Source organism: Solitalea canadensis DSM 3403 (assembly GCF_000242635.2).
GTDB lineage: Bacteria > Bacteroidota > Bacteroidia > Sphingobacteriales > Sphingobacteriaceae > Solitalea > Solitalea canadensis.
The window spans coordinates 4,573,000-4,595,555 of the sequence record NC_017770.1; the positions used below are offsets into that span (position 1 = coordinate 4,573,000).

The 22,556-nt window shown below is 37.6% G+C and carries 20 protein-coding genes; 8 read left to right on the forward strand and 12 right to left on the reverse strand.

Going from position 1 to position 22,556, the window contains the following annotated elements:
* Positions 1–38 precede the first annotated feature (38 nt).
* From SOLCA_RS19220 to ffh, 5 genes are all read right to left on the reverse strand, one after another.
* On the reverse strand, positions 39–1,904 hold the full coding sequence (locus tag SOLCA_RS19220; RefSeq protein ID WP_014682142.1) for a M1 family metallopeptidase: 1,866 nt from the start codon (positions 1,902–1,904) through the stop codon (positions 39–41).
* A 69-nt stretch (positions 1,905–1,973) separates the two neighbouring features.
* Positions 1,974–3,230 (reverse strand): TonB family protein, encoded by a 1,257-nt coding sequence (locus SOLCA_RS22555; protein ID WP_014682143.1) that lies wholly within the window; start codon positions 3,228–3,230, stop codon positions 1,974–1,976.
* On the reverse strand, positions 3,223–3,810 hold the full coding sequence (locus SOLCA_RS19230; protein WP_014682144.1) for an RNA polymerase sigma factor: 588 nt from the start codon (positions 3,808–3,810) through the stop codon (positions 3,223–3,225). Before SOLCA_RS19230 ends, SOLCA_RS22555 begins: the two co-directional genes overlap by 8 nt.
* Positions 3,811–4,109: 299 nt before the next feature.
* Entirely contained in the window at positions 4,110–4,670 is a 561-nt protein-coding gene (locus SOLCA_RS19235; protein WP_014682145.1) for a DUF4136 domain-containing protein, read from the reverse strand.
* A gap of 135 nt (positions 4,671–4,805) precedes the next feature.
* Positions 4,806–6,140: a signal recognition particle protein gene (ffh, locus tag SOLCA_RS19240; RefSeq protein ID WP_014682146.1), complete on the reverse strand. Its 1,335-nt coding sequence runs from the start codon at positions 6,138–6,140 to the stop codon at positions 4,806–4,808.
* Between the two features lie 169 nt (positions 6,141–6,309).
* Here ffh and SOLCA_RS19245 point away from each other — a divergent pair, with 169 nt between their 5' ends.
* Complete coding sequence (locus SOLCA_RS19245; protein WP_014682147.1) at positions 6,310–7,068, forward strand: hypothetical protein; 759 nt, start codon at positions 6,310–6,312, stop codon at positions 7,066–7,068.
* Positions 7,069–7,203: 135 nt separating this feature from the next.
* On the opposite strand, the gene SOLCA_RS19250 is transcribed toward SOLCA_RS19245, so the two are convergent.
* From SOLCA_RS19250 to SOLCA_RS19260, 3 genes are all read right to left on the reverse strand, one after another.
* Positions 7,204–7,422, reverse strand: coding sequence for a hypothetical protein (locus tag SOLCA_RS19250; RefSeq protein WP_014682148.1), 219 nt, complete (start codon positions 7,420–7,422; stop codon positions 7,204–7,206).
* A gap of 246 nt (positions 7,423–7,668) precedes the next feature.
* Positions 7,669–7,995 (reverse strand): hypothetical protein, encoded by a 327-nt coding sequence (locus SOLCA_RS19255; protein WP_014682149.1) that lies wholly within the window; start codon positions 7,993–7,995, stop codon positions 7,669–7,671.
* 26 nt (positions 7,996–8,021) lie between these two features.
* Positions 8,022–9,659 carry a M1 family metallopeptidase gene (locus SOLCA_RS19260; protein ID WP_014682150.1) on the reverse strand — a complete coding sequence of 546 codons (1,638 nt, stop codon included), beginning with the start codon at positions 9,657–9,659 and terminating at the stop codon, positions 8,022–8,024.
* 260 nt (positions 9,660–9,919) lie between these two features.
* Here SOLCA_RS19260 and SOLCA_RS19265 point away from each other — a divergent pair, with 260 nt between their 5' ends.
* From SOLCA_RS19265 to SOLCA_RS19275, 3 genes are all read left to right on the forward strand, one after another.
* On the forward strand, positions 9,920–12,013 hold the full coding sequence (locus SOLCA_RS19265; RefSeq protein WP_014682151.1) for a carboxy terminal-processing peptidase: 2,094 nt from the start codon (positions 9,920–9,922) through the stop codon (positions 12,011–12,013).
* A gap of 183 nt (positions 12,014–12,196) precedes the next feature.
* On the forward strand, positions 12,197–13,072 hold the full coding sequence (locus SOLCA_RS19270) for a class I SAM-dependent methyltransferase (RefSeq protein WP_014682152.1): 876 nt from the start codon (positions 12,197–12,199) through the stop codon (positions 13,070–13,072).
* 564 nt (positions 13,073–13,636) lie between these two features.
* Entirely contained in the window at positions 13,637–14,233 is a 597-nt protein-coding gene (locus SOLCA_RS19275; protein WP_014682153.1) for a YceI family protein, read from the forward strand.
* Positions 14,234–14,284: 51 nt separating this feature from the next.
* On the opposite strand, the gene SOLCA_RS19280 is transcribed toward SOLCA_RS19275, so the two are convergent.
* Together SOLCA_RS19280 and SOLCA_RS19285 are read right to left on the reverse strand one after the other, a co-directional pair.
* A complete protein-coding gene (locus tag SOLCA_RS19280) occupies positions 14,285–14,974 on the reverse strand; it encodes a response regulator transcription factor (RefSeq protein WP_014682154.1) in 690 nt (229 codons plus the stop codon).
* Positions 14,975–14,990: 16 nt separating this feature from the next.
* Positions 14,991–16,745, reverse strand: a complete 1,755-nt coding sequence (locus tag SOLCA_RS19285) for a sensor histidine kinase (RefSeq protein WP_052308659.1) — start codon at positions 16,743–16,745, stop codon at positions 14,991–14,993.
* A 131-nt stretch (positions 16,746–16,876) separates the two neighbouring features.
* On the opposite strand from SOLCA_RS19285, the gene SOLCA_RS19290 reads away from it, so the two are divergent.
* Positions 16,877–17,587, forward strand: a complete 711-nt coding sequence (locus tag SOLCA_RS19290; protein WP_014682156.1) for a hypothetical protein — start codon at positions 16,877–16,879, stop codon at positions 17,585–17,587.
* A 56-nt stretch (positions 17,588–17,643) separates the two neighbouring features.
* On the opposite strand, the gene SOLCA_RS19295 is transcribed toward SOLCA_RS19290, so the two are convergent.
* Positions 17,644–18,987 (reverse strand): flavin monoamine oxidase family protein, encoded by a 1,344-nt coding sequence (locus SOLCA_RS19295; protein ID WP_014682157.1) that lies wholly within the window; start codon positions 18,985–18,987, stop codon positions 17,644–17,646.
* Positions 18,988–19,208: 221 nt separating this feature from the next.
* On the opposite strand from SOLCA_RS19295, the gene SOLCA_RS19300 reads away from it, so the two are divergent.
* Both SOLCA_RS19300 and SOLCA_RS19305 read left to right on the forward strand, forming a co-directional pair.
* Positions 19,209–20,087, forward strand: a complete 879-nt coding sequence (locus SOLCA_RS19300) for a helix-turn-helix domain-containing protein (RefSeq protein ID WP_014682158.1) — start codon at positions 19,209–19,211, stop codon at positions 20,085–20,087.
* 75 nt (positions 20,088–20,162) lie between these two features.
* On the forward strand, positions 20,163–20,705 hold the full coding sequence (locus SOLCA_RS19305; RefSeq protein WP_014682159.1) for a YbhB/YbcL family Raf kinase inhibitor-like protein: 543 nt from the start codon (positions 20,163–20,165) through the stop codon (positions 20,703–20,705).
* Positions 20,706–20,778: 73 nt separating this feature from the next.
* Here SOLCA_RS19305 and SOLCA_RS19310 read toward each other — a convergent pair whose 3' ends face one another.
* Positions 20,779–21,159 (reverse strand): DUF3127 domain-containing protein, encoded by a 381-nt coding sequence (locus tag SOLCA_RS19310; RefSeq protein ID WP_014682160.1) that lies wholly within the window; start codon positions 21,157–21,159, stop codon positions 20,779–20,781.
* Positions 21,160–21,210: 51 nt separating this feature from the next.
* On the opposite strand from SOLCA_RS19310, the gene SOLCA_RS19315 reads away from it, so the two are divergent.
* On the forward strand, positions 21,211–22,395 hold the full coding sequence (locus tag SOLCA_RS19315) for a THUMP domain-containing class I SAM-dependent RNA methyltransferase (RefSeq protein WP_014682161.1): 1,185 nt from the start codon (positions 21,211–21,213) through the stop codon (positions 22,393–22,395).
* Positions 22,396–22,556 lie beyond the last annotated feature (161 nt).

A 22,556-nucleotide genomic window follows, 5' to 3' on the forward strand; every position in this document is an offset into this window, starting at 1 on the left:
AGGCCCTTCTCGTTTTTATAAGTAAGCTGAACTTTTGGTTATTTCAGCATTTCGTCAATTGTTACTTGAGCCACAGAATGATAGTTAGCACGGGCGCTTGCATAAATACCCTTTGCCATTTTCTTTCCTTCTTCAGTTGAGGCGAGCGCTTTGTAGAGTGGTATTAAGAAGCGACGACGGCCAACGTGTTCCAAAAAGTTGTTTAGAGAAGGATAGGCATCAACATAATGATTGTTAATGGCCAGTGTAAGCCATGCCGCTAAAACTTCACTATTGCCACTTTCTGTAAACTTAAATGTTTTGTCAAGTTCTTTCATTTGCTCAGGCGTCATACTATCTGGCAAATGACGAACAAAGTGAAGCCATTCGTGCGAACTCCAGTTTTTAGTAGTTAATGAGGATGCAGGCTTTCCTTTGATCCATTGTTCTAAGGCAGTATCTACTGCATCAAAACGTGTTGAGTTAAACTTAGGACAATTTGCGGGTAAGCCCGGCTCAAATACCCATTTCTCAATTCCTATCTTTTCTGCAAGGGTTTTATCATTGCCAATCAGTTCTTTATAATAGTAATCGATAAATTCTTCACTTGTGATTGTTTTAAAGGCATGAGTGTTGAAATAGTTGGTTACAAAGGCGTCAAATCGCTGACGGCCAACCGCATTTTCTATAGTTTTTAACAAGCAAAATCCTTTTTCATAAGCAATATCACCTACAGCATCATCAGGATTCCTACCTCTTAAATTTAGTTTCAGTTTGGTGTCTTCATTTGTTGGTCCCAAGTCTGTAATTGTTGCCTGTAGTTCCTGAAACCCTAAAACAGAAAGCATGTCTGCATAATCTTTGCCTTCCATTTCCTCCATAATTCTGCGTTCAAAATAAACAGTGAATCCTTCATTCAGCCACATATCATTCCAAGATGCATTGGTAACAAGATTTCCACTCCAGGAATGAGCCAACTCATGAGCCACCAGGCTAACTAATGAGCGATCACCCGCAATAATAGTTGGAGTTGCAAAGGTCAACTCCGGATTTTCCATTCCGCCAAAAGGGAAACTAGGAGGAAGCACTAAAACGTCATATCGGCCCCATTGATAAGGTCCATATAGTTTTTCAGCAGCTATCATCATTTTAGGCAAGCCTTCAAATTCAGCGGCGCATTTTTTTATCATGCTGTGTTCTGCGTAAACCCCTGTATTTGGACCCAGTTGTTTATACTCCAGGTCGCCAACAGCAAGGGCCATTAAATAAGATGAAATAGGCTTTTCTTGCTTGAATGTGTAAACGCCTTTACTGTTTTTGGCCGTCGGATTAGTTGCACTCATGAGTGCAATCAGGTAATTAGGAACACGGACTGTCGCATTATAGGTAAATCGAATGGCCGGACTATCCTGGCAAGGAATCCAAGAGCGAGCCAATATTGCTTCCGACTGGGTAAATAGGAACGGATATTTTTTGTCTGCCGTTTGCTGCGGATTAAGCCATTGTACAGCCTCTGCCTGAGGGATCGTCCTGTACCAAATTGAAACCTTTTTTGCGGTTGGTTTGATATCAATGTCTAATGGTCGGCCAAGGTATTTTTTTTCATGACCTAAACTGAATTGCACCGAACTTCCATCAACTTTTACACTGTCGATCAATAAACCATTGGTGTCAAAAATGATTTCATCCGTGTTTTCTTTGGTTTCAATATCCCATGTTGCAAGACCGCTTATCTGTTTCTTTTCAAAATCAACTTCAAGATGGAGGTCAAGGTGTTTTACTTTCGCTTTATTAGGTTTTGCAAAGCTATGCATATCATCCTGTCGGACTAACGGCAAAGGTTCTTTTTCAGTCGTTTGCTTCTTAGGTTCTTGTTTACACGCAATTATACTAAAAGATAATAATGCGATATAATGAAACTTCATAATTATATTTAAGGAGGTTTAACTAGTGTTCTTAAAAAACGCTGTAAATAGAGAACGGTTTTTATATACCTAAATATGTATAAAATTGACGTAATGGTGCTGGCGACTTTTTACAGGTTTACCACTTTTTAAGGCTGGCAACCATTTTGGTCCATTTTTTAGCACCTCAACCGAAGGATTGTCGAAATCTGCACCCATGCTACGCAAAACTTTAAAGTCGCTCAGCGAGCCATCCGCATTTACAGTAAATCCAACTTCAACAGTTCCTTCTCTTCCCATTTCAGTATATGCTTTGGGGTAAGCAATATGTTTGTTTATATAAATTTGATAAGCTGATGCACTAACGGCAAGTTTTGCTTCATCAGTTTTGTTATTTGTATTCGCCAGGTAATCTTTAATTGCTTTTTCTGCCATTAATCGTACATCGGGCAATAATCCAACCGTAAGTTTACCATCTGTTATTTCGGTTGCCTTAATGGTTAATGATGAGTAACCTTTTTTCGACAACTCCAGTTGTTGTTTATCGTTTGGTATACTAATGTTGAAAGCTCCCTGATCATTGCTTTCGGTTTTGACTTCGGTTCCTTTTACAATTACTACTACATCAGGAATGGGATCTGAACTTAAAATGTCAATAACATTGCCATTAACTTGTATCGCAGAGGAGAATGCTTTTGATAATGCGGCTCTTGAGTTTGCGTTAGTAAGATCTTTTGAAACCTTTCCTGCCAAGTAATTGGAATCACTAAGCGCCACTTTTGCCGACTCCGCTAATGCAGGAGCAGCAGCAACAACAGCTACGGGTTTTTCATCTGCAACAATTAAGCGTTCTGTTTTTTTATAGTCAGCCTGAATTTCATGTTGTGGGTTGAATCGTTTCAGATCACTTTTGGCAATCTGTGCTGTATGAATTATACGTTCATCCGGCAGATAGATCAACAATGTATCATTCTTAGAAAGCATTTTTGGAACCTCAAAACGTTCGGCGATCAATTGCTTTTCGTGCTGCTGTTTTTTTATGATGTAAAATGCACCAATACAAACTACAGCAGCAACTGTTGCTGCAACACTTAATTTTTGCCAAGGTAATTCCCTGAATCTTTCTTTATTCTTTATTTTTTGGTTGAGTTGATGTTTAAGGTCAACAAGAACCTTATCATTATTGATTCCGGCCTTTTTCATAGCAATAAAACCTTCGAGTGCATCGCGCTCAAGGTCCGAATCCAATAATAAATTTACTTCTTCAGGCGAAAGCTCGCGCCCGGCCAGTTCTTTTAATTCTTGAACCAGCAAATCAGGATGAATATGTTTCTGCGACTTAGCCATTGTTTTTCTCAACACAAATTTTAAGGTTACGCTTTCCGTTTTGTATGTAACTCTTCACTTTTGAAGTGTCGTAACCAGTTATATCAACAATTTCTTTATAGCTTTTTTGTTTTAAATAAAAAAGATCAATGCATATTTTTTGCTCCTCGGGCAACTGATGAATACACTTTTCCATTGCCTGTAGCGTAAGTTCTTTGTCATTTATACCATTATGATGCTCATCCGATACAAATTCCATATCGTCGTCATCATCTTTTAATGCAACCATGCTTTGTTCCACATGGTACTTCTTAGATCGAAGCTGCATCAGGCAGTAATTTTTGGCAACAACATGAATCCACGATTTCCAATTCGTAACATGTTGATGAAGCAAATCGTGGGTAATTTTCTCAAAGATATGCATAACTGCATCCTTGCTTTCCTCTTCGTTCTTAAGGTACTTAAAGCAAACGGCAAAAATGAGTTCCATGTAACGACCATACAATTCACCCAAATGCGCAACATCACCTGTTCGGCGGTACAGCGCAAGCAATTCCGAATCATCTTTCGGTTTGGGTTTATTAAATAGCTTTACAAACATTCAGGTAAATAAGGGCTCAAGTTAGAAAAATTGATTTTATTTATGAATAGGAAATGGAATTTCATTCCCGTTGACTGGAAGTCAATGCCCTTTAACTTTTGGTTTTCAGTTCATTCCGGAGAATGAATAGTCTGTTGCCGAACTAGTAAACATTCACAAGAATGACACAAATTTTGAACACACCCCTAACCCCTCTCAAGAGGAGAATCCCTTATCAACGTAGTTGATGCTCTCCTCTTGAGAGGGGTTGGGGTGTGTTTCAACCTATCGAAGATAACTGCATTACTCTGCAATCCAATTTATTTTGAAGCCCCATTTCCTGCTATCGGAAAGTCCTTTAAAATTGTCGCGATCGTCTGGTCGATGTTTTTTTGTATTTGTTCAGTTTTTTCAGGCAAAATACCATCGGCACTTACCTGCCATAACGGTGTTTTTAGTTTTCCCTCGATAAAGTCTAATGTTACAAAACCTTCCCTGTATCTACCGGTTTCAACAGTTTCACTTTTCCATGAATAATTTCTGGTTCCCATATATTTGGGACGATCAGGGTCCGTGAAACTTGTTTCGCGGGTTTGTACCTTTTCTTTTACTACCAAACCTATATTAATCAGTAAATCGGGATTCTCATTATTTTGTACAAGCCCTCTGGCTGTTAAATTCTTAGCAATGGCAGTTTTTAGTAGATCAGTTCTTTCTTTAAAAACAGCACTAACGGTATCACCGCTAACATCAAGCTTATAGAAATCGAATGATTTGTAATTGTTCCAGTTGGTTGTTGCAGCTTCGTTTTTAACAGTAACTTTTGGGCTTGCACATGCCATAATAATTAAGGGCAAAAACAATAAAATGTATTTTCTCATGAGCGATTTATTTAAATGTATACTACAATATAATTGATTCAATTATATTTTGGATAGTTTAAGGAAGAAATGGTTTAAAACAACAAAGCCTGTACGCGGTTTTGCGGACAGGCTTTGTCTATATTTTTAATGTGCTTATTTGCGCATTTTAGGCATATTACGCATCATTTTTGCTGCTTGCCCCGGATCTGAAAATACCTTCATCATCTTGCGCATGTCTTCAAATTGCTTCAATAATTTATTTACTTCGGCAATAGAAGTTCCGCTACCGTTTGCAATACGCTGACGACGGTTTCCGTTGATTAATTCAGGGTTTTCACGTTCGGTCGGAGTCATTGACTGAATGATCGCTTCAATGTGTTTAAATGCATCATCATCAATGTCAACATCTTTAATTGCTTTCCCAACCCCAGGAATCATACCCATCAAATCTTTAATGTTACCCATTTTCTTGATTTGATTCAATTGAGAAAGGAAGTCGTTAAAGTCAAATTTGTTTTTACGGATCTTTTTCTGAAGTTCAGCAGCTTGTTTTTCGTCAAACTGCTGTTGAGCACGTTCAACAAGGGAAACCACGTCACCCATTCCCAGGATACGCGAAGCCATACGATCAGGATAGAACACATCAATTGCGTCCATCTTTTCGCCCGTACCAATAAATTTAATGGGTTTATTAACTACAGACTTAATTGAAAGTGCCGCACCGCCACGAGTATCACCATCTAATTTGGTTAATACAACACCGGTGAAATCCAGACGATCATTAAATGCTTTTGCCGTATTTACAGCATCCTGACCCGTCATTGAGTCAACCACAAATAAAATCTCATGTGGCTTGGTCGCAGCTTTAACATCAGCAATCTCATTCATCATTTGCTCATCGATCGCTAAACGACCGGCAGTGTCAATGATGACTACAGTATTACCATCTGCTTTTGCTTTTGCAATACCAGCTTCTGCAATTTTAACCGGATCTTTAGATTCATAGTCCGTATAAACCGGTACCCCAATTTGTTCTGAAAGAACTTTCAACTGGTCAATCGCCGCAGGGCGGTAAACGTCTGCAGCAACCAGGAAAGGCTTCTTCCCTTTTTGGGTTTTAAGGTAGTTGGCAAGCTTTCCGGTGAAAGTGGTTTTACCCGCACCGTTTAAGCCCGCAATTAAAATGATCGACGGGTTTTGTTTAATATCGAGCTCAGAGACGTTACCGCCCATTAACTCTACCAACTCATCATTTACAACTTTTACCATTAACTGCCCTGGAGAAACAGAGGTAAGCACATTCATGCCTAACGCCTTTTCTTTAACAGTGTCAGTAAATGCTTTTGCAGTTTTATAGTTTACGTCGGCATCAAGAAGGGCTTTACGCACCTCTTTAACGGTTTCAGCCACGTTAATTTCTGTAATGCTGCCGTGGCCCTTCAGAACTTTAAATGCCCTGTCGAGCTTATCGGATAAATTATCAAACATAATTTCAGTAATAATCTGATTTCAAGGGCTGCAAAGTTAGTATTTTTTTACTAATAGCCACCCGTTGCATTGTTATTGATGGGCTGAATTTATGGTTTATGAGATTTTTTTGTTATGAATTACTGGTAAAAAAACGCACATTTACTATAGGCTTCTTAAAATTAGTGATATGAAACTACTTCGACATTTTTTTCAGTTAGTTTTTCTCTCCTTTCTTCTTTCCTCTTGTTACGATGCTGTCCAGAAGATTGACTTTGCTGAAAATGGCGGCGGTAAAGTGATATACAGTGTTGACTTTAGCAAAGGAATAACTATGATGAAGGTCTTTATTCCGGATTCGATCCAGCAATCGCCCGACTTTAAAAAAAGCATTGATACTTCGATAACGATGTTGCAAGCAATGCCTGATTCCATTAAGCGAACCAAGGATGCTGAAAGTCTTGAAATGTATAAAAATACGATGATGAATGCCCAGATGGACATGGCTAATAACAAACTAAAGATTGTGTTTTCCGGGGATGCAACAACCGAAAAAGCGTTGATATTCAGGTTGAAAAACTTTGAAAAAGAGCTATCAGAATCAGGTTCGTTTATGGGAAATTCAGGAAATCAGAATATGACCGGAGGCATGTCGCCTATTGATGTTAACTATTTTATTTATGACTATAGAAAGGGATACTTTAAGCGATCGGTTGATACAGCAGTATTTTCAAAAAATATTGCACAAAATGCTTCTATGTATGATATGATAAAGGACGCTGGTTTGGATGCCAACTTTACGCTCGATCTTAACTTTCCTAAAGCGGTTAAAAAATGTAAGTCGTCAAAAGTGATTTTAAGTAAGGATAAGAAGAATGCAACCTTAAAATACTCCCTGAAAGAAGCAATAAAAGATCCATCTATCATGGAAATTGAAGTTGAGTATTAATGAATCCTCGGTGCTCAATACAGATACATCTTTTTTGGGATTGATGCTATCGTATTAATCAGGAGAATTATAAAAAAGAAAAGCTCCGGGTATTCCCCGGAGCTTTTTTACCTTAATAATATTGATGGATTTCTATTATTCTCCTTTTGGCCAGTACAAATAAAAGGCAATTGCAAATGGCTCGATAGCAAACAAGGTTAAGAATACTTTACCGCATGCTTCAACAAATGTTACCTGCGCTGCATGATCGCCAACGTTAAATGTAATAATTGCAATAACTAATAAAACGATGGCAATGATCAAATTGATTGTCATCAATTTTGGAATCAACTGGTCTTTTCTATTTCTTTCCATTTTGAAGTACTATTTGCTTTTAGAAGCTGACTGAAATAACGTGTTTTAGGACGTTGGGTTTCTGCAGCAAAAATAAAAAAAATACCCAAAAAGCAATTAACCAACCAATTATTTATTCATCCACCTGTAAAAGCGATTAAATAACGTTCTTACAGGAGTAATCAACTTTTGTAATTCGGTAACCATCATCATCTTTCCTTGTTTCGTATATTAATAACGGTGCTTGGTCTATGATTAGTATAAACCTTAATGATCTTGAGTGTTTTCAATTCTTTTGACTTCCTTTAGTTCGCTTTTGCCTTCTTTTGTGCCAATTAAATACTTACCAACCCATGCAATGGTAAAGGTTGGAATAATATCTGTTCCGGGTAAAATCTCTTCAAGGAAATTAAAGGCACCTCCAATTAAACCGATCTTCCTTCTAAACAAAAGAAAGAACACAATGGCAGAGAATGGAGCCCAAAGAAAATCAATTGATTCTCCTAAAACAGGAATGGAATAAGTTCCCATTCCCGCCAGATCCATTACTAAGCAAATAACTAAATCGAAATATTTTCGTTGTGTACTGGTCATGCCTGTTGTTTCAATCAGAAAGCAAGTTATAACTTTTTGATGTCAATATAATAAAGGTCTTCCGCTACAACAATCTCAGAAACTGCTTTAACAGGCAGTGACTGCCAGCTTGGACTCGGAACAATGGTTTGCCATTTGCCGTTATTAAGAGAAACTTTAATTGGCATGTCAAACCCCGGAACATCTGCCTTCCAGCGGTAAGATACAACATTGTTATCTTTCTTAAGTTCTAATGTTGGGATGTGTGTATATTTTAAATACTGATAGAAAACTTTAGTCAGATCCTTACCTGTTTTCTTATTAAAGAAATCAATAATATCATTGGTGGTTACTGTTTGATGTCTGAACTTAAGTGCTACTCCCTTCAAGGCACCAAAAAACACTGAATCGCCCACAATACTTCTGATGGTGTGAAGCATTAAGCCTCCTTTGTAATACATGTCGCCAGAACCTTCCGCATTTACACCATAAGAGCCAATAATTGGTTCGTCATTTCTTACACTGTGCTTATAGCCATTGATATGTTTTAAATAATCGTCGTGACCAAACTCACATTCAGCATAAATCGACTCGGAATAATTGGTAAAGCTTTCGTGGATCCACATGTCGGCAATATCTTTTGATGTTACACTGTTGCCGAACCACTCGTGCCCGCTTTCATGAATGATGATAAAATCAAATTTAGTGCCTACGCCAGAGCCGGTTAAATCATTACCAAGGTAACCGTTCTTGTATTTGTTGCCATAGGCTACGCAACTTTGATGCTCCATTCCTAAATAAGGTGTTTCTACAAGTTTGTAGCCATCTTCATAAAATGGATAAGGCCCAAATCGTTTTTCGAAACAAGACATCATTGGCTTCACTTGCTTAAACTGCTCTTTTGCTTTTTCAAGATTTTCACGAAGCACATAATAATCAAGGTCAAGATCGTTGTACTTGTCGCTAAAGTGAGCATATTTTGCAATGTTCACCGAAACATCGTAGTTGTTAATTGGATTGCTGACAAACCAGTTATACTTAGTATATCCGTTATTTAGGTCTGCCTTCGATCTTAACCGCCCATTCGACACATTCATTAGTTCACTAGGCACGGCAATGCTGATCATCATACTATCTGGTTCGTCGCTTTGGTGATCTTTGTTAGGCCACCATAAACTAGCTCCGGTTCCCTGACAGGCCACTCCAATCCAAGGATCTCCCGCTTTATCTTTGGTCCATACAAAACCACCATCCCATGGGGCTCTTTTAGCAACTATGGGTTTTCCGGAATAATAAAAACGGATGGTTTGAGAAGAAGGGGTTTTAACAACTTCGGGGAATTCGATAAAAACAGCGCCAAATTCTCTTTTGTAAGTAAGTTCTTTACCGTTCCAGGTGATCTTTTCAACTTTCATGTTAGGAAACAGATCAACCTGAATTCTTTTAAAATTTTTTACAGTTTTAAAAGTGATGTCATTATATCCTTCAATAGTTTGATCTGTGGGATCAATTTTAATATCCAAGTGATAAAAACTAACATCATAACAAGCTCGTTCAGCACTTAGGGTACCTCGTAGTGTGTCGGCTCGGGTGAAATGTTTATTGCCATCCATTAATTGAGCATGAACTGATGTAAGGCAAAAACCTGTTAGTAAAACAGGAAAAAGGGCTTTCTTCAATGACATTGGTTATTTATATGGTTAATAATTATGCAAAAATTACTGGTATGGTCTTTGAAATAACTATACCCCAAGGCTCAAATTTAAAAATCAGGGCGACTTAATGGTCTTTACATCAATATAGTTACGTGTCGCCCATTAAAGTTTAAAACTAAGCCAGCTATTTTTTGTATTTTAATTACACGTAATATCGAAATTACATGCATATTCGTTTTAAAGAGTGTAATTTCACATAAATATAGATTGTATATCCTAACACCAAACAAATGATAAAAAAATTGATGCTGGAAGCCGTAGCGTTTTCGTTTGTGATCAGTTCTTGTTCGGCAACTCCTCCTCGTCTGACTACCGATGTTGGCTCCGGAAAGTTTGACCTGAAACCGGAACCCAAGCATTATACGGTAGCAAAAGTTATTACAAGTGCCATCGAAGAGTACCACTATAAAAGTGTAAAGCTCGATGATTCTCTTTCTTCTCAGATTTTCAATAAATACTTGAAAGATTTGGACGGCTCAAGAAGCATGCTTTTGGCCTCCGACGTAAAAGATTTTGAACAATTCCGTTATCAAATTGATAACCAATTAGACGCTGGCGACCTTACCGCAGGGTATTATATTTATAATCACTATGCTGATCGTTTAAGTCAACGGGTTGATTATGCCTTAGCATTATTGAAAACCAAGATGAATCTTGATTCAACTGATACCTATGTACTTGATCGTGAAAAAGAGCCTTGGTTTGCAACAACAACCGACCTTAATAATTATTGGAATAAACGCATCCGTTATGAACTGATCAACCAAAAATTAATCAGTAAGGACGATAAGAAAGCATACGATATTATTACCAAGCGTTACGAGAATTTAAAGTCTCAATTGGCGAAACTTAAAAGTGAGGATGTTTTCGAAACCTACATGAATGCGTTTTCGTCAACAGTTGAACCTCATACTGTTTATCTTTCTCCAAAATCATCAACAGACTTTAAGATTGATATGTCGCGCTCCCTGGAAGGAATTGGCGCCACTCTTCGTTCAGAGAACGAATACACAAAAGTGGTTCAACTAACCAAAGGAGGCCCGGCAGAGAAAAGTAAACAGATGCAACCAAACGATCGTATTATTGCTGTTGCCCAAGGAAAAGACGGTGAGTTTGAAGATGTGGTAGGTTGGAGAATTGACGACGTAGTGGGTAAAATACGAGGTCCTAAAGGAACAACCGTTCGTTTGCAAATTCTACCTGCTGGTGCTGACGCTAACGCTAATCCAAAAACAGTGGTACTGATAAGAGATAAAGTGGTTTTGGAAGAGCAAAAAGCACAAAGTGAAGTAAAGCAAGTAACGTATAATGGCAAGCCCTATAAAATAGGTGTAATTACAGTTCCTGCATTTTATATCGATTGGGATGCAATGCGTAAAGGAGATCCTAATTATACCTCAACTACCCGTGATGTAAAAAACGCATTGGTGAAATTTAAGGCTGAAGGAGTAGACGGTGTTGTTATGGACCTTCGCAATAATGGAGGAGGCTCTTTGAAAGAAGCAATAGAACTTACGGGTTTGTTTATTAAAACAGGTCCGGTTGTTCAGGTGCGTGAGGCAGGTGGCAAAGTAACGGTTAATGAAGATAAAGATCCGGAGATTACTTATACCGGACCGTTAACAGTTATGATTAACCGCTTTAGTGCGTCTGCTTCAGAAATTTTCTCGGCAGCAATACAAGATTACCATAGAGGATTGATCATCGGTTCTCAAAGCTACGGTAAGGGTACTGTTCAAACTGCTGCTGCAATTAACGAGTTAATTAATAAGCCAGATAATTTAGGTCAGCTTAATTTGACTGTTGCTAAGTTCTATCGTATCAGCGGTGGGAGTACGCAACACAAAGGAGTAATTCCAGATATTACTTTCCCAAGCATGTTCCCAGCAAGTGAATTTGGTGAAAGCTCAGAGCCAACAGCACTGCCTTGGGATCAGATTGCACCAGCGCAATATGCACCACTTGGAAAACTTGACGGAATTAAATCGGTTGTTGTAACCGATCATGAGAAACGCATGGAAGTTAGTCAGGAGTATAAATATATTCTTGAGGATATAAAAGAGTTTGATAAAAACCGTGCTCAAAAAACAGTTGTTCTTAACATTGATCAGCTTAAAAAAGAACGTGATCAAAAAGATGACGAAGAACTTGTACGATATAATCAGCGCCGCTCAGCCTTAGGTGAAAAGCCTGTTGCAAAAGGTGCCGACAGAGTTCCTTTAAACAATGATTATGTTAAGGATGAGAGTTTAGAAATTACTGCTGAATATGTTAGTAAGGTAACTCCAAATACCATCGCCGAAACACTTCAAAAGAAGTTTTAACAAAAGCATTGGATATAAAAAAAGGAGGGCTATTAGCCCTCCTTTTTTATTAATGGCTTACCGTATTTAGGTAAGTTATTTAAGGGCGAAAGTCAAAGATGATTTCAATGAATAATTTCAGAATAAATCATTTTCTTTGCTCTCCTTCTTTACAGAAGAGATTAAATTTAAACCAGGCAATCAATGGAAGAAATTTCAAGATCTCCAATTAATAACAATGAACTAGCAGATTTTATCACTGCAAAGGATTACACCGTAACTGGCAAAAGCTTTACCATAAAGATCGATGAAGCAACCGGACTTTTAGTTACTACCCCTCGTCCTAAAGAAGAGGATTTGGGTAAATACTATGAAAGCGAAGAATACATATCTCATACAGATGGTAACTCATCCTTATTTGAGAAAATTTATAATCGTGTTAGGGCTTATTCATTAAAGAGAAAATTGGCATTGGTTGAGTCGAAACATGCTAAAGGGTCTTTGTTAGATGTTGGTTGTGGTACCGGTGCATTTCTTCAAACCTGCAAAAATGCCGGATGGAATATCTGTGGAGTAGAACCCGGCGATAAGGCGGCTTCATTAGCCAAAACAAAGGTCGGCGATGAGATTTATGCTTCCTTGTTTGATGAGGCTTTAAATAGCCAGCAGTTTGATGTGATAACCATGTGGCATGTGTTAGAGCATATGCCTGATCTGCATAAAACGATTGAGCGATTAAGAAGTTTGTTAAAGCCGAACGGAGTGCTTGTAGTGGCTGTTCCCAATTATAACTCTTATGATGCACTGCATTATGGCGAATATTGGGCAGCTTATGATGTTCCGCGCCATTTGTATCATTTCTCGCAGCAATCGATTAAAGAGTTGTTTGGATCTTTGGGAATACAGTTAATGGAGACCAAGCCGATGATTTTTGATTCTTTTTATGTGAGTTTGCTAAGTGAACAATATAAAACCGGGCGAAAAAAATGGTTCTCGGCCTTCTTAATAGGACTAGAGTCCAATATCAAAGCACAACAAAATGGTGAATATTCCTCGTTGATCTATATTTTAAAAAGATAGTAGAAAATATAAAGCATTACAGTTCCTTAACAACTATTAAATATTAGTTGCGGTAATTTGCAGTGTAATTGAAATGCGTTTAGGGTAAAGAGATTACTTCAAAAAATTGGATTGGATAGCCGGTTTGTAAATAACAAACCGGTTTTTTTATCTATAAAACCTGTCGCCTTAGTGTCGAAAATACGCGGCCTGTTTTTAGTTAAAAATGTGGTGAAAATTCCCCGTCAAAATATTAATTCGAGAACAAAATAAAATACCAAAAACTGTACGGCTAAATCGAGTTTGTGGCGAATAACTAATGTTAAGAATTTCAAAAAATCACGACATTATTACATCAAGTTAACAATTAACTAATAGCATTGTTTGATATTTGTAATGTAAAAAATCGAACAACTTTTCTTCATATACATTGGATTGGATTAGAGCCGGCTGGGAAGCCGGCTTTTTATTTTCATTCCTTTTCTGCTAAAAATCAACAGTAATTATTCTATGACTTTTATCATGTTTCCGCAGAATTAATATTTATTCTTTTGTGTTAGTATTAGTAACCAAAAAATCAATCAAATGCCAAAATTTAAAATAGTTACATCTATTTGCGTAGCTCTATTATCCTTTAATGTAAATGCCCAGCAAGCTCCATTAAAACTGGCCGAGAAAGAAAGTAAAGTACTTATTCACGGAACCTCGAGTGTGCACGATTGGACTGCACAGTGCGACCAGAGAAGTGGGGATATGGTAGTGGTATTTGATAAAGGAGCAGTTAAAACAATTCAATCGTTAAATCTTAAAGTTAAATCAAAAAACATCAGAAGTATTGACGAAAAAGGTGCTTATTATGACGATTTGATGGACAGTAGGATCTGGAAAGCATTAGAAACGGACAAATTTGCGGATATCAGTGTAGGTTTGAAGCAAGTTAAGTTGGTTAAACCAACCGGAACCAAATCTGAAATTGATGCAATTGCTGTGGTTTCAATTCATGGGGTTAAGAAAGAAGTTCCTGTGAAAGTTTCTGCAGAAGCAAACGGAACTGGAGTTTTGATTAAAGGAAAAAAAGAAATTAAAATGTCTGACTATGGAGTAAAACCTCCAACCATCTTGCTTGAATTTTTAAAAACAGGAGATGATATTATTATCGAATTTGAACTGAATTATAAATAAAATTTAGGTTGTTGTCTGCAGGCGCACTGGGAAATCCGTGCGCCTTTTTTATTAAAAGATCAATTTATACCCACGCCCGTGGACGTTAATAATTTCTACCGAGTCATCTCCTTTTAACAATTTTCTTAGTTTACTTATGTAAACATCCATGCTACGAGCATTAAAATAATTGTCGTTACCCCAAATTGCTATTAATGCCTGTTCCCTGCTTAATACATCATTTTTATGCTGACACAGTAAGTGGAGCAGTTCCGATTCTTTAGCCGATAATTTTTGTGATTGATAACCATTGTGAATTTCCTGAGTCATGGGATTGAAAAGAATTGATCCCACCTGGTATTTATCGGGCTGCTTCTCTTCCTGAAGAGTATTACTGCTCCGCTTAAGTAATGCATTTATTCTTAGCAGCAGTTCTTCAATGCGGAACGGCTTGGTAATGTAGTCATCTCCACCAATATTAAAGCCTGCAATTTTATCTTCCAGCATTGATTTTGCCGTAGCGAAAATAATTGGCACCTTTTCATCTAATTCTCGGATTTCTTTGCCCAATGTAAAGCCATCTTTTTTAGGCATCATAACATCCAGAATGCAAACATCAAATGTATTGCTTTTAAATACATCAAGTGCCTGAACTCCATCGATACATAACTTTACGGTATATCCTCCTTTAAGTTGCAGGTACTCCTGCAAAATCATTCCCAGGTTCGGATCATCTTCAACTAACAAAACTGATTTGCTCATAGTTAATGTTCAATATTTATGCAATAGAAAAGCTTAGTTCGAAAGTGCTTCCTTTTTGAGGTTCGCTCTTAATGGTAATATTACCTTTTAACAATTTAATAATCGAATACACATAGTTAAGCCCTAAACCAAAGCCTTTTATATTGTGAAGGTTGCCTGTATGCGCACGATAAAACTGGTCAAACACGCGACTTTGTTGCTCACGAGTCATTCCAATGCCATTATCGTTGACTTTAACGATTAATAAACTTCCCAAATTTTGAGTTGAAATTACAATTTGAGGATCATCCGGAGAATATTTTAATGCATTATCCAACAAGTTGTAAATCACATTCGACAAATGCAGTTCATCTCCAATAATGGTAGCAGTTGTAGCCTGAAGGTCTATTGAAACAGCAGCCCCTTTTCGTTTGAATTGTAAGTTCATGCTATCTGCAACTGCAGAAATAAGGTCGTGCATGTCAACAGGTTTTTGTTCTAGTTTGAGGTCACTCTTTTCAAGTTTGGCAAGATTCAATACTCGTTCAACATAGCTGCTCAACCGAAGGTTTTCATCGTAAATGATTCCGGCGTAGCGGTTAACCATATTTTTGTCAGCTGCCATTTGCTCATCTCGCAAAGCTTCACTTGCAAGCATAATAGTCGCCACCGGAGTTTTGAATTCATGGGTCATGTTGTTGATGAAATCACTTTTCATTTCGGAGAGCTTTTTCTGACGCAATAGGGAGAGGATCGTAACTCCAAAACACGACATAATGACCAATACAATTAATGATGACGCCATAATTAATACCAGCATTTTATTCATGAGAAAATCGGACTTTCCAGGGAAAATAACGGTTAAAGTGCCTGCGGTATTTAATACATCTTTAGGGAATAGTGCTGCCTTATAAGTATTGTCTTTTGCAGTTGTTCCTTGTTTATAGGATGCGGACCTAAAGACCGTTGAATCTTTACCCGATTCTATAGCGTAAAAGTAGTCAATGGAAATTCCGGCCGATGTAAACTCTGCCTTTAATAAAGAATCCAATAATTTAGGATTCACACGATTAATCAATGAAAGTTTCTTGCGATCAGCCTCCACTGCCAGTTTTTCAAAAACTTCTATTCTTTTCTTAAATCGAGATACAGAATCAAGCCATGTTTGAACTAACACATCCTGTTCACTTGGAGGCTCATCAGCTACAACAGATACATGTTTTTCTATTCTGACTTCCGGACGAGCCACTTGTGCTGTTACGGGTATAACTGTAGAAAACGATGAAGCATGCCGAGTCTTATACTTAATTGTATCAACATTACCATCTGGTCCTACCCTGATAATAAAACGATCATTCTTATCTCTTTTGATTTTTATCCTTTTAGCAAGTTCTTCCCGGTTAATTCGTGCCCCCGAAATGTCCTGCGGCGAAAGAAATAGAAGTCGGCCACTTAATAGACTGTCGTTTAAAATAATAGGCTCGGGAGGAGCAGGAACAGGTGAATTGGTTATTCTGATTTCATCAACTGTTTTTCTAACTTTCTTCTTTTTATGCCTAGCCTTTGGAAGTTCAGGAAATGTGGGAATGGATATTTTATTTCCTATAAATTGAAGAGCCTCACTCTTCTCGATCTTTTCTGATACTGTTCGTAATGAGCTTTCAACCGTTTGATCAAACAACTGCGACTTTAGTTTGTATGAATCATATATAAAATATGCTTGCACAGTCATTAAGCTCAGGAGCCCAATGCCAATTGCTATAACCGTAACAATAAAACTCTTCTTTTTCATTACTAAAAGATAAAATCCATACAAAACTAACCAGCTAATAATTAGCATCGTAACATTTAACACTTTTTAACAAGTGTTTAACATTTTTTCACTAAACAGTCAGGTAATTTTGGATTATTAAAATGATTGATATGCAAAAAATAGTATTAACAGCAATTCTTACCAGTTTAAGCGTGCTCACATTTGCTCAGGAAAAATCTCCGAAAAAGGAGATTGTTTACCGGAAAATTGAGATAAAAGGTAATGACACAATTGTTGACATAACCAAAAATTACGATCAACTTTCGGAGGTAGAACGCAAAGAGTTAGATAATTTTAGAAATGGCGATGTGTTGTTCGCAGCACCTAAGCGAATAAGGGTTAAGAAATTAGATTCTGCTGCGGTTGGGATGTGGAAAGAAGATAAAAACAAAGAAATTGTGATCATGAGCGATGATGCAGTTTTTGCTCCAAACCCTAAACACCGTTTCGAGAAACGGATTTCGGTAAGTGGCGACAGTACCAAACGTAAAAAAATAATCGTGATTGAGGCAGATGGTGACGAGCAAATGATCATGCCAATGAGAGATGAAAATATGATTATTGAACGTGAACCTATGCCTGGTAAGAAAATGATGCTCAAAAAACGTTTTTCCCCAGCATATGAACTTAATTTCGCTCTTCCGGTAAAAGGTTCTGTGGATGTAGTAATAAAAGATGAAGAAGGAAAAGAAGTTTATAAAGAAACCGTGAAAAATTTTACAGGCAATTTCAGTAAGAAAATAGAATTACTGCCTGGAAAATACACCGTTGTAGCAAGCCAAAAGGGCAAGCAATTAGTAAGTTATACCATAGAAAGATAACGACCTGGTAACTTCATATAACTAAAGGCAGCCGGAAAACATTTCCGGCTTGTTTTTTATGATATAGTCAATAATTCACTAACCGCTCTTTCTCCTGATCTAACCGCCCCGTCAATATAGCCATTCCAAATGTCTGATGTCTCCGTTCCTGCCCAATGGATATTTCCACATGGCGTTCTTAAAGTTTTCCCCACACTGGTCCATGCGCCAGGGGGCATAATTCCGGCATAACAACCCCGAGTCCACTCCTCATTAGCCCATGCCTGATCAATATACAGGTCATAATTTCTGGCTTCCGGCCCTAAAAAGGCAGCAAAACAATCAATAGCGGCTTTTTCACGCTCAAGAGGATTAAGTTCTAAAAACGATTTAGCCTGATTGGCAAGTGCAAATCCCATAAGCATCCCTTTTGAACCATCTTTGGGCGAATTATCAAATGTAACAGTGATTAACCCTTTATTTGATGCACAAAGTCCATTTAGACCTCGTTCTCGCCAGAACGGTGTTTTATAGATTGCATAACATTTTACCACACTACCCATAAAAACGCGTTGCATTAATTGATCGCGATTTGGAGGAAGAGGTTTGTTGTATTCAATTCGTGAAGCTAAGGCCGGTGGAATGGCAATAATTACCTTTTTCGCGGAATACTTAAAGCCTTCGCCGATCACATCAACGCCGTTTTCATCCTGATCAATATGCCTTACCGGTGAGTTTAAGCGTAACTCATCTTGAAGCTCTTTAACCATTCGGTTTACTAACTCTTGAGCACCTCCGACAAATCGTTCTTCCTGTGCCCCATTTTTTATATTCATAAGGCTGTCCAGGTCTTTTCCCGACTTTACATAAAATAATGCATGGAGCAATGATATTTCAGCAGGGTTAGCTGCAAAGATTGCTTCAGACGCGACCTGGAAAAAATCTCGCGCAGTTTTCGAACTCATTTGCTGTTGCATCCAACTATATAAAGTTATTGAATCTAGCTGCTGAGCATTCGGAGTTAACCAAGGTTGTTGAAGATTGACCGATTTAGAAAGCTTATTCATTTTCTTAATGGCAGCATCCAGGCTCAAAAGTGAGTATATTGGTAAAGGGGGTATTATTCCATTGTATGCTTTTAACCTGTTGTTGAAGAGCAACGTACTTTTGCCTTGGTCATAAGATTTAAAGGTTTCCACCCCAAATTCTTTTGCCAAAGCATAAATACGATCTTGGGTGGGACCAATCCATTGACCTCCCAAATCTACATAAGAGCCATCATCGAAATATTTAGTTTCAATACGTCCCCCTACTCTATTACGGGCCTCCAGCAGCAATATTCTTTTGCCTGCACGTTTAAGGTTTAATGCCGCGGTTACTCCGGCATACCCTGCGCCAATAATAATAGCATCATATTTCATAATGGTAAAAGCGATTCTAAATGTCAAAAAAGTGACAATACAATATCTGTTTTTTAGATTAAAAATCAAGTATGGAAAAAATCTTCTTTAATGTCTGGTATACAATATATTATCTTATTGTAATTAAAACAATAAGCCAGCGGGAGGCGTGCGTTTTCTTGCATTTTTTGTATGAAACAAGCGAAAAAGTAAAATTTCTGTAGTTTAGTAATAAAATGAATATGGAAGATATTATTGTTTTACCTCAAGCTATTGTTTGTAAATCCACAGCTCAAAAGCCAATAATAATACATAATTACACGTCGTATAAAAATCTCCAGAAGAGCAAAGTTCTACTCCAATATAACCTCATCACTTTTTTAATTAATGGTGAAAAGAGCTTTCAATATGCCAATAACTCAACTTCGATCGACAACAAGAAATTGGCTGTTTTATCATCGGGTAATTGTTTAATGACCGAAAAACTTTCAAATGGAAATAACTACAGCAGTATCGTTTTGTTTTTTGACAACGCTGTACTAATGAACTTCTTTATTAAATACCCTGTAGTTAGTAATAAAGCACCCTCGAAAAATGAGGCTAAAGCACCATTTATTATTCTTGAAAAGGATGATTTTGTAAAGAATTTTTTGATTTCAATAGATTTAATAAAAGCTAATACTACTGAAATATCGGATGGAATGTTATTGTTAAAGTTCGAAGAAATCATGCTGTATCTACTTGAAAAATCACCTGAAGTGATCCTTTCTCTTCAAGCTTCCCTTCAAACGCAGCAATCGGATTTTGAAATAAGAAAGTTGGTAGAGCAAAATATACAATCCAATTTGACCATTGAAGAACTGGCTTTTTTAGGTAATATGAGTGTATCAACTTTTAAAAGAAGATTTGCAAAAATTTATAATTGTTCACCAAGTCAGTTCTTTTTGCAAAAGAGAATGGAAATAGCAGCTGATTTATTGGTGCATAATCAGGAAAATCCGAGTGAAGTTTTTTATAAAGTAGGATATGAAAACCATTCAAGTTTCTCTCTGTCCTTTAAACAAATTTATGGAATGAGTCCTAAGCAATATCAACTTAAAAAATTGACCGATTCTCAATAGTCTTTGAACGTTTTGCTCTCTTTGACAGTTCAATGTCTGTATATTTTTGCCTCAATAATCATCACATTAATTCACATGAGAAAAACTGTTACAGCAATTGTCGTTTTGATAATTATGAGCTCCGGAATGCTACATGGCCAAACTTTTACGTTAAAAAGCAATGAGCTAAACGGACAGTTTACAAGTAAGCAATACGGAAATGATTTTGGATGCAATGGGGGAAATATCTCTCCTGACTTAGTTTGGGAAAACGCACCCAAAGACACAAAAGCGTTCGCTATAACAATGTATGACAAAGACGCTCCTACTGGAAGTGGCTTTTGGCACTGGGTGGTCTACAATATTCCGGCAACAACTATGGAACTTAAATCGGATGCTGGTAATTACTCTCAAAAGAGTTTACCACAAGGAGCTGTTAATGGAAACAATGATGCTGGCACCCCTGGCTATGTAGGCGCTTGTCCTCCTCCCGGACCTGCACACATGTATGTAATTACTGTTTATGCACTTAAAAGTAAGCTTGAGATTGATAAGAATGCCAGCGCGGCCTTGATCGGCTTTATGCTCAATGCCAATACAATTGCAAAAGCATCCATTATTGCATATGGACAACAATAACAATAAGGTTTAAAAAAACAAAAAGCCTTCTGTTTAATACTGAAGGCTTTTTATCAATTGATTAAGAATTTTACTAGAAAGGAAGATCATCTTCTTCTCCCGGAGCATTAGAAATATCCGGAGGTGTGAACGACGACGGTGTTTCTTCCATTGGAGCTCCCATTGCGTTAGCTCCTAATGTTGTTACTCTCCAAATTTGCAATGTGTTAAAGTAATCGGTTTTGCCGGTTTTTGGATTGTTCCATGCACGACCTTTTAAATTAAACGACACCTCCACCATATCACCCACTTTACATTTATCCATTAGTGATACACGATCCTGAATGGCTTCAAACTTTATAAACTCAGGGTATGAAGGATTTTCAGCATATTCAATTACCAATTCACGCTTACGGAATGAAGATGTTACCTCCATTACTTCCGAAATTTCGTGTACTTTACCTTTAATGTCCATAATATTGACGAATTTAGCCCCCAAAATTAATAATCAATCCTTAAATAACAGATGTCTGTTTTCAACACTCCGGAAAAAATTATTGTTACTTGTCCTAAATATATCTCAACGTATCTAAAAAGAGAAATGTTGTATCTCGGATTTGAGATAACTGACCAGGGACAAACCTATATAGAAACAGTTGGTACATTAACTGACTGTATGAAATTAAACCTCAATTTACGCACTGGAAACAATGTTTTATATCAATTGAAGGCCTTTAAGGCAATGAATCCGGATCAGTTATATGATCAGTTGGTTGGTATGCCTTGGGAAAAATGGATAGATGAGGCAGGGTATTTATCCATTACCTGTAATGTTAGTAATCCGTTCATTGATAACACGATGTTTGCTAATGTGCGGGTAAAGGATGCTATTGTTGACCGACTGATGCAAAAAAGAGGACGCCGGCCTGATTCTGGTCCGAAACGCGATAAGGCGGTTGTTCATTTACATTGGAAAGAAGACAGAGCTGCAATTTATATTGACACATCTGGTGAAACATTATCGAAGCACGGTTATCGCAAGCACCCTGGTTTAGCTCCAATGCAAGAAAATCTTGCAGCGGCCGTAATAATGGCAACCGGATGGAATGGCGATGGAAACTTCGTTAATCCTATGTGTGGAAGCGGAACATTGGCCATTGAAGCGGCATTGTTTGCTTTAAAACGTTCAGTTGGGTTGTTTCGTGATAATTTTGGCTTTATGCATATCAAAGATTTTGATGAAGCTATTTATGTAGCCGAACGACGTAAGGCCCGAGAGCTAGCACAAAAACGCATCAACGGAAGAATTATCGCCACAGATATTGAGCCTATTGCCATTGATTTGGCAAGAAAAAATGCAGTTACCGCTGGCGTTGACCAATATATAGATTTTCAGGTTTGCGATTTTCGTGAAACAGAGGTTCCTGAAGGTGATGGTGTAGTTATTTTCAATCCGGAATATGGTGAACGATTAGGTGATTTTGACGAATTGGTAGATATTTATAAAGCTATTGGCGATTTTATGAAAAAAGATTGTCAAGGCTACAAGGGGTACATCTTCACCGGCAGTCCAAACCTAGCCAAAAAAGTAGGGTTGAAAGCCACTAAGAAAATCGAGTTTTATAATTCTAAACTTGAGTGCAGATTGTTGGAGTATGAGTTGTATGGCGGTTCGAGAAGAACGGAAGATGAAAGACCCCAAAAAGGTTAATTTCAGTAAATTAGTTAATTAGGGATCACAACGTTGTCATGCTGAGGAACGAAGCACCTGAGATTTATTAGCACTAAGCATACAGATTCATCCTTCTTCAGCATGGCTAGAGTATATGAGTTTCATTGCCGTTGGTTGAAACCTAAAGGCAATGAAACTGA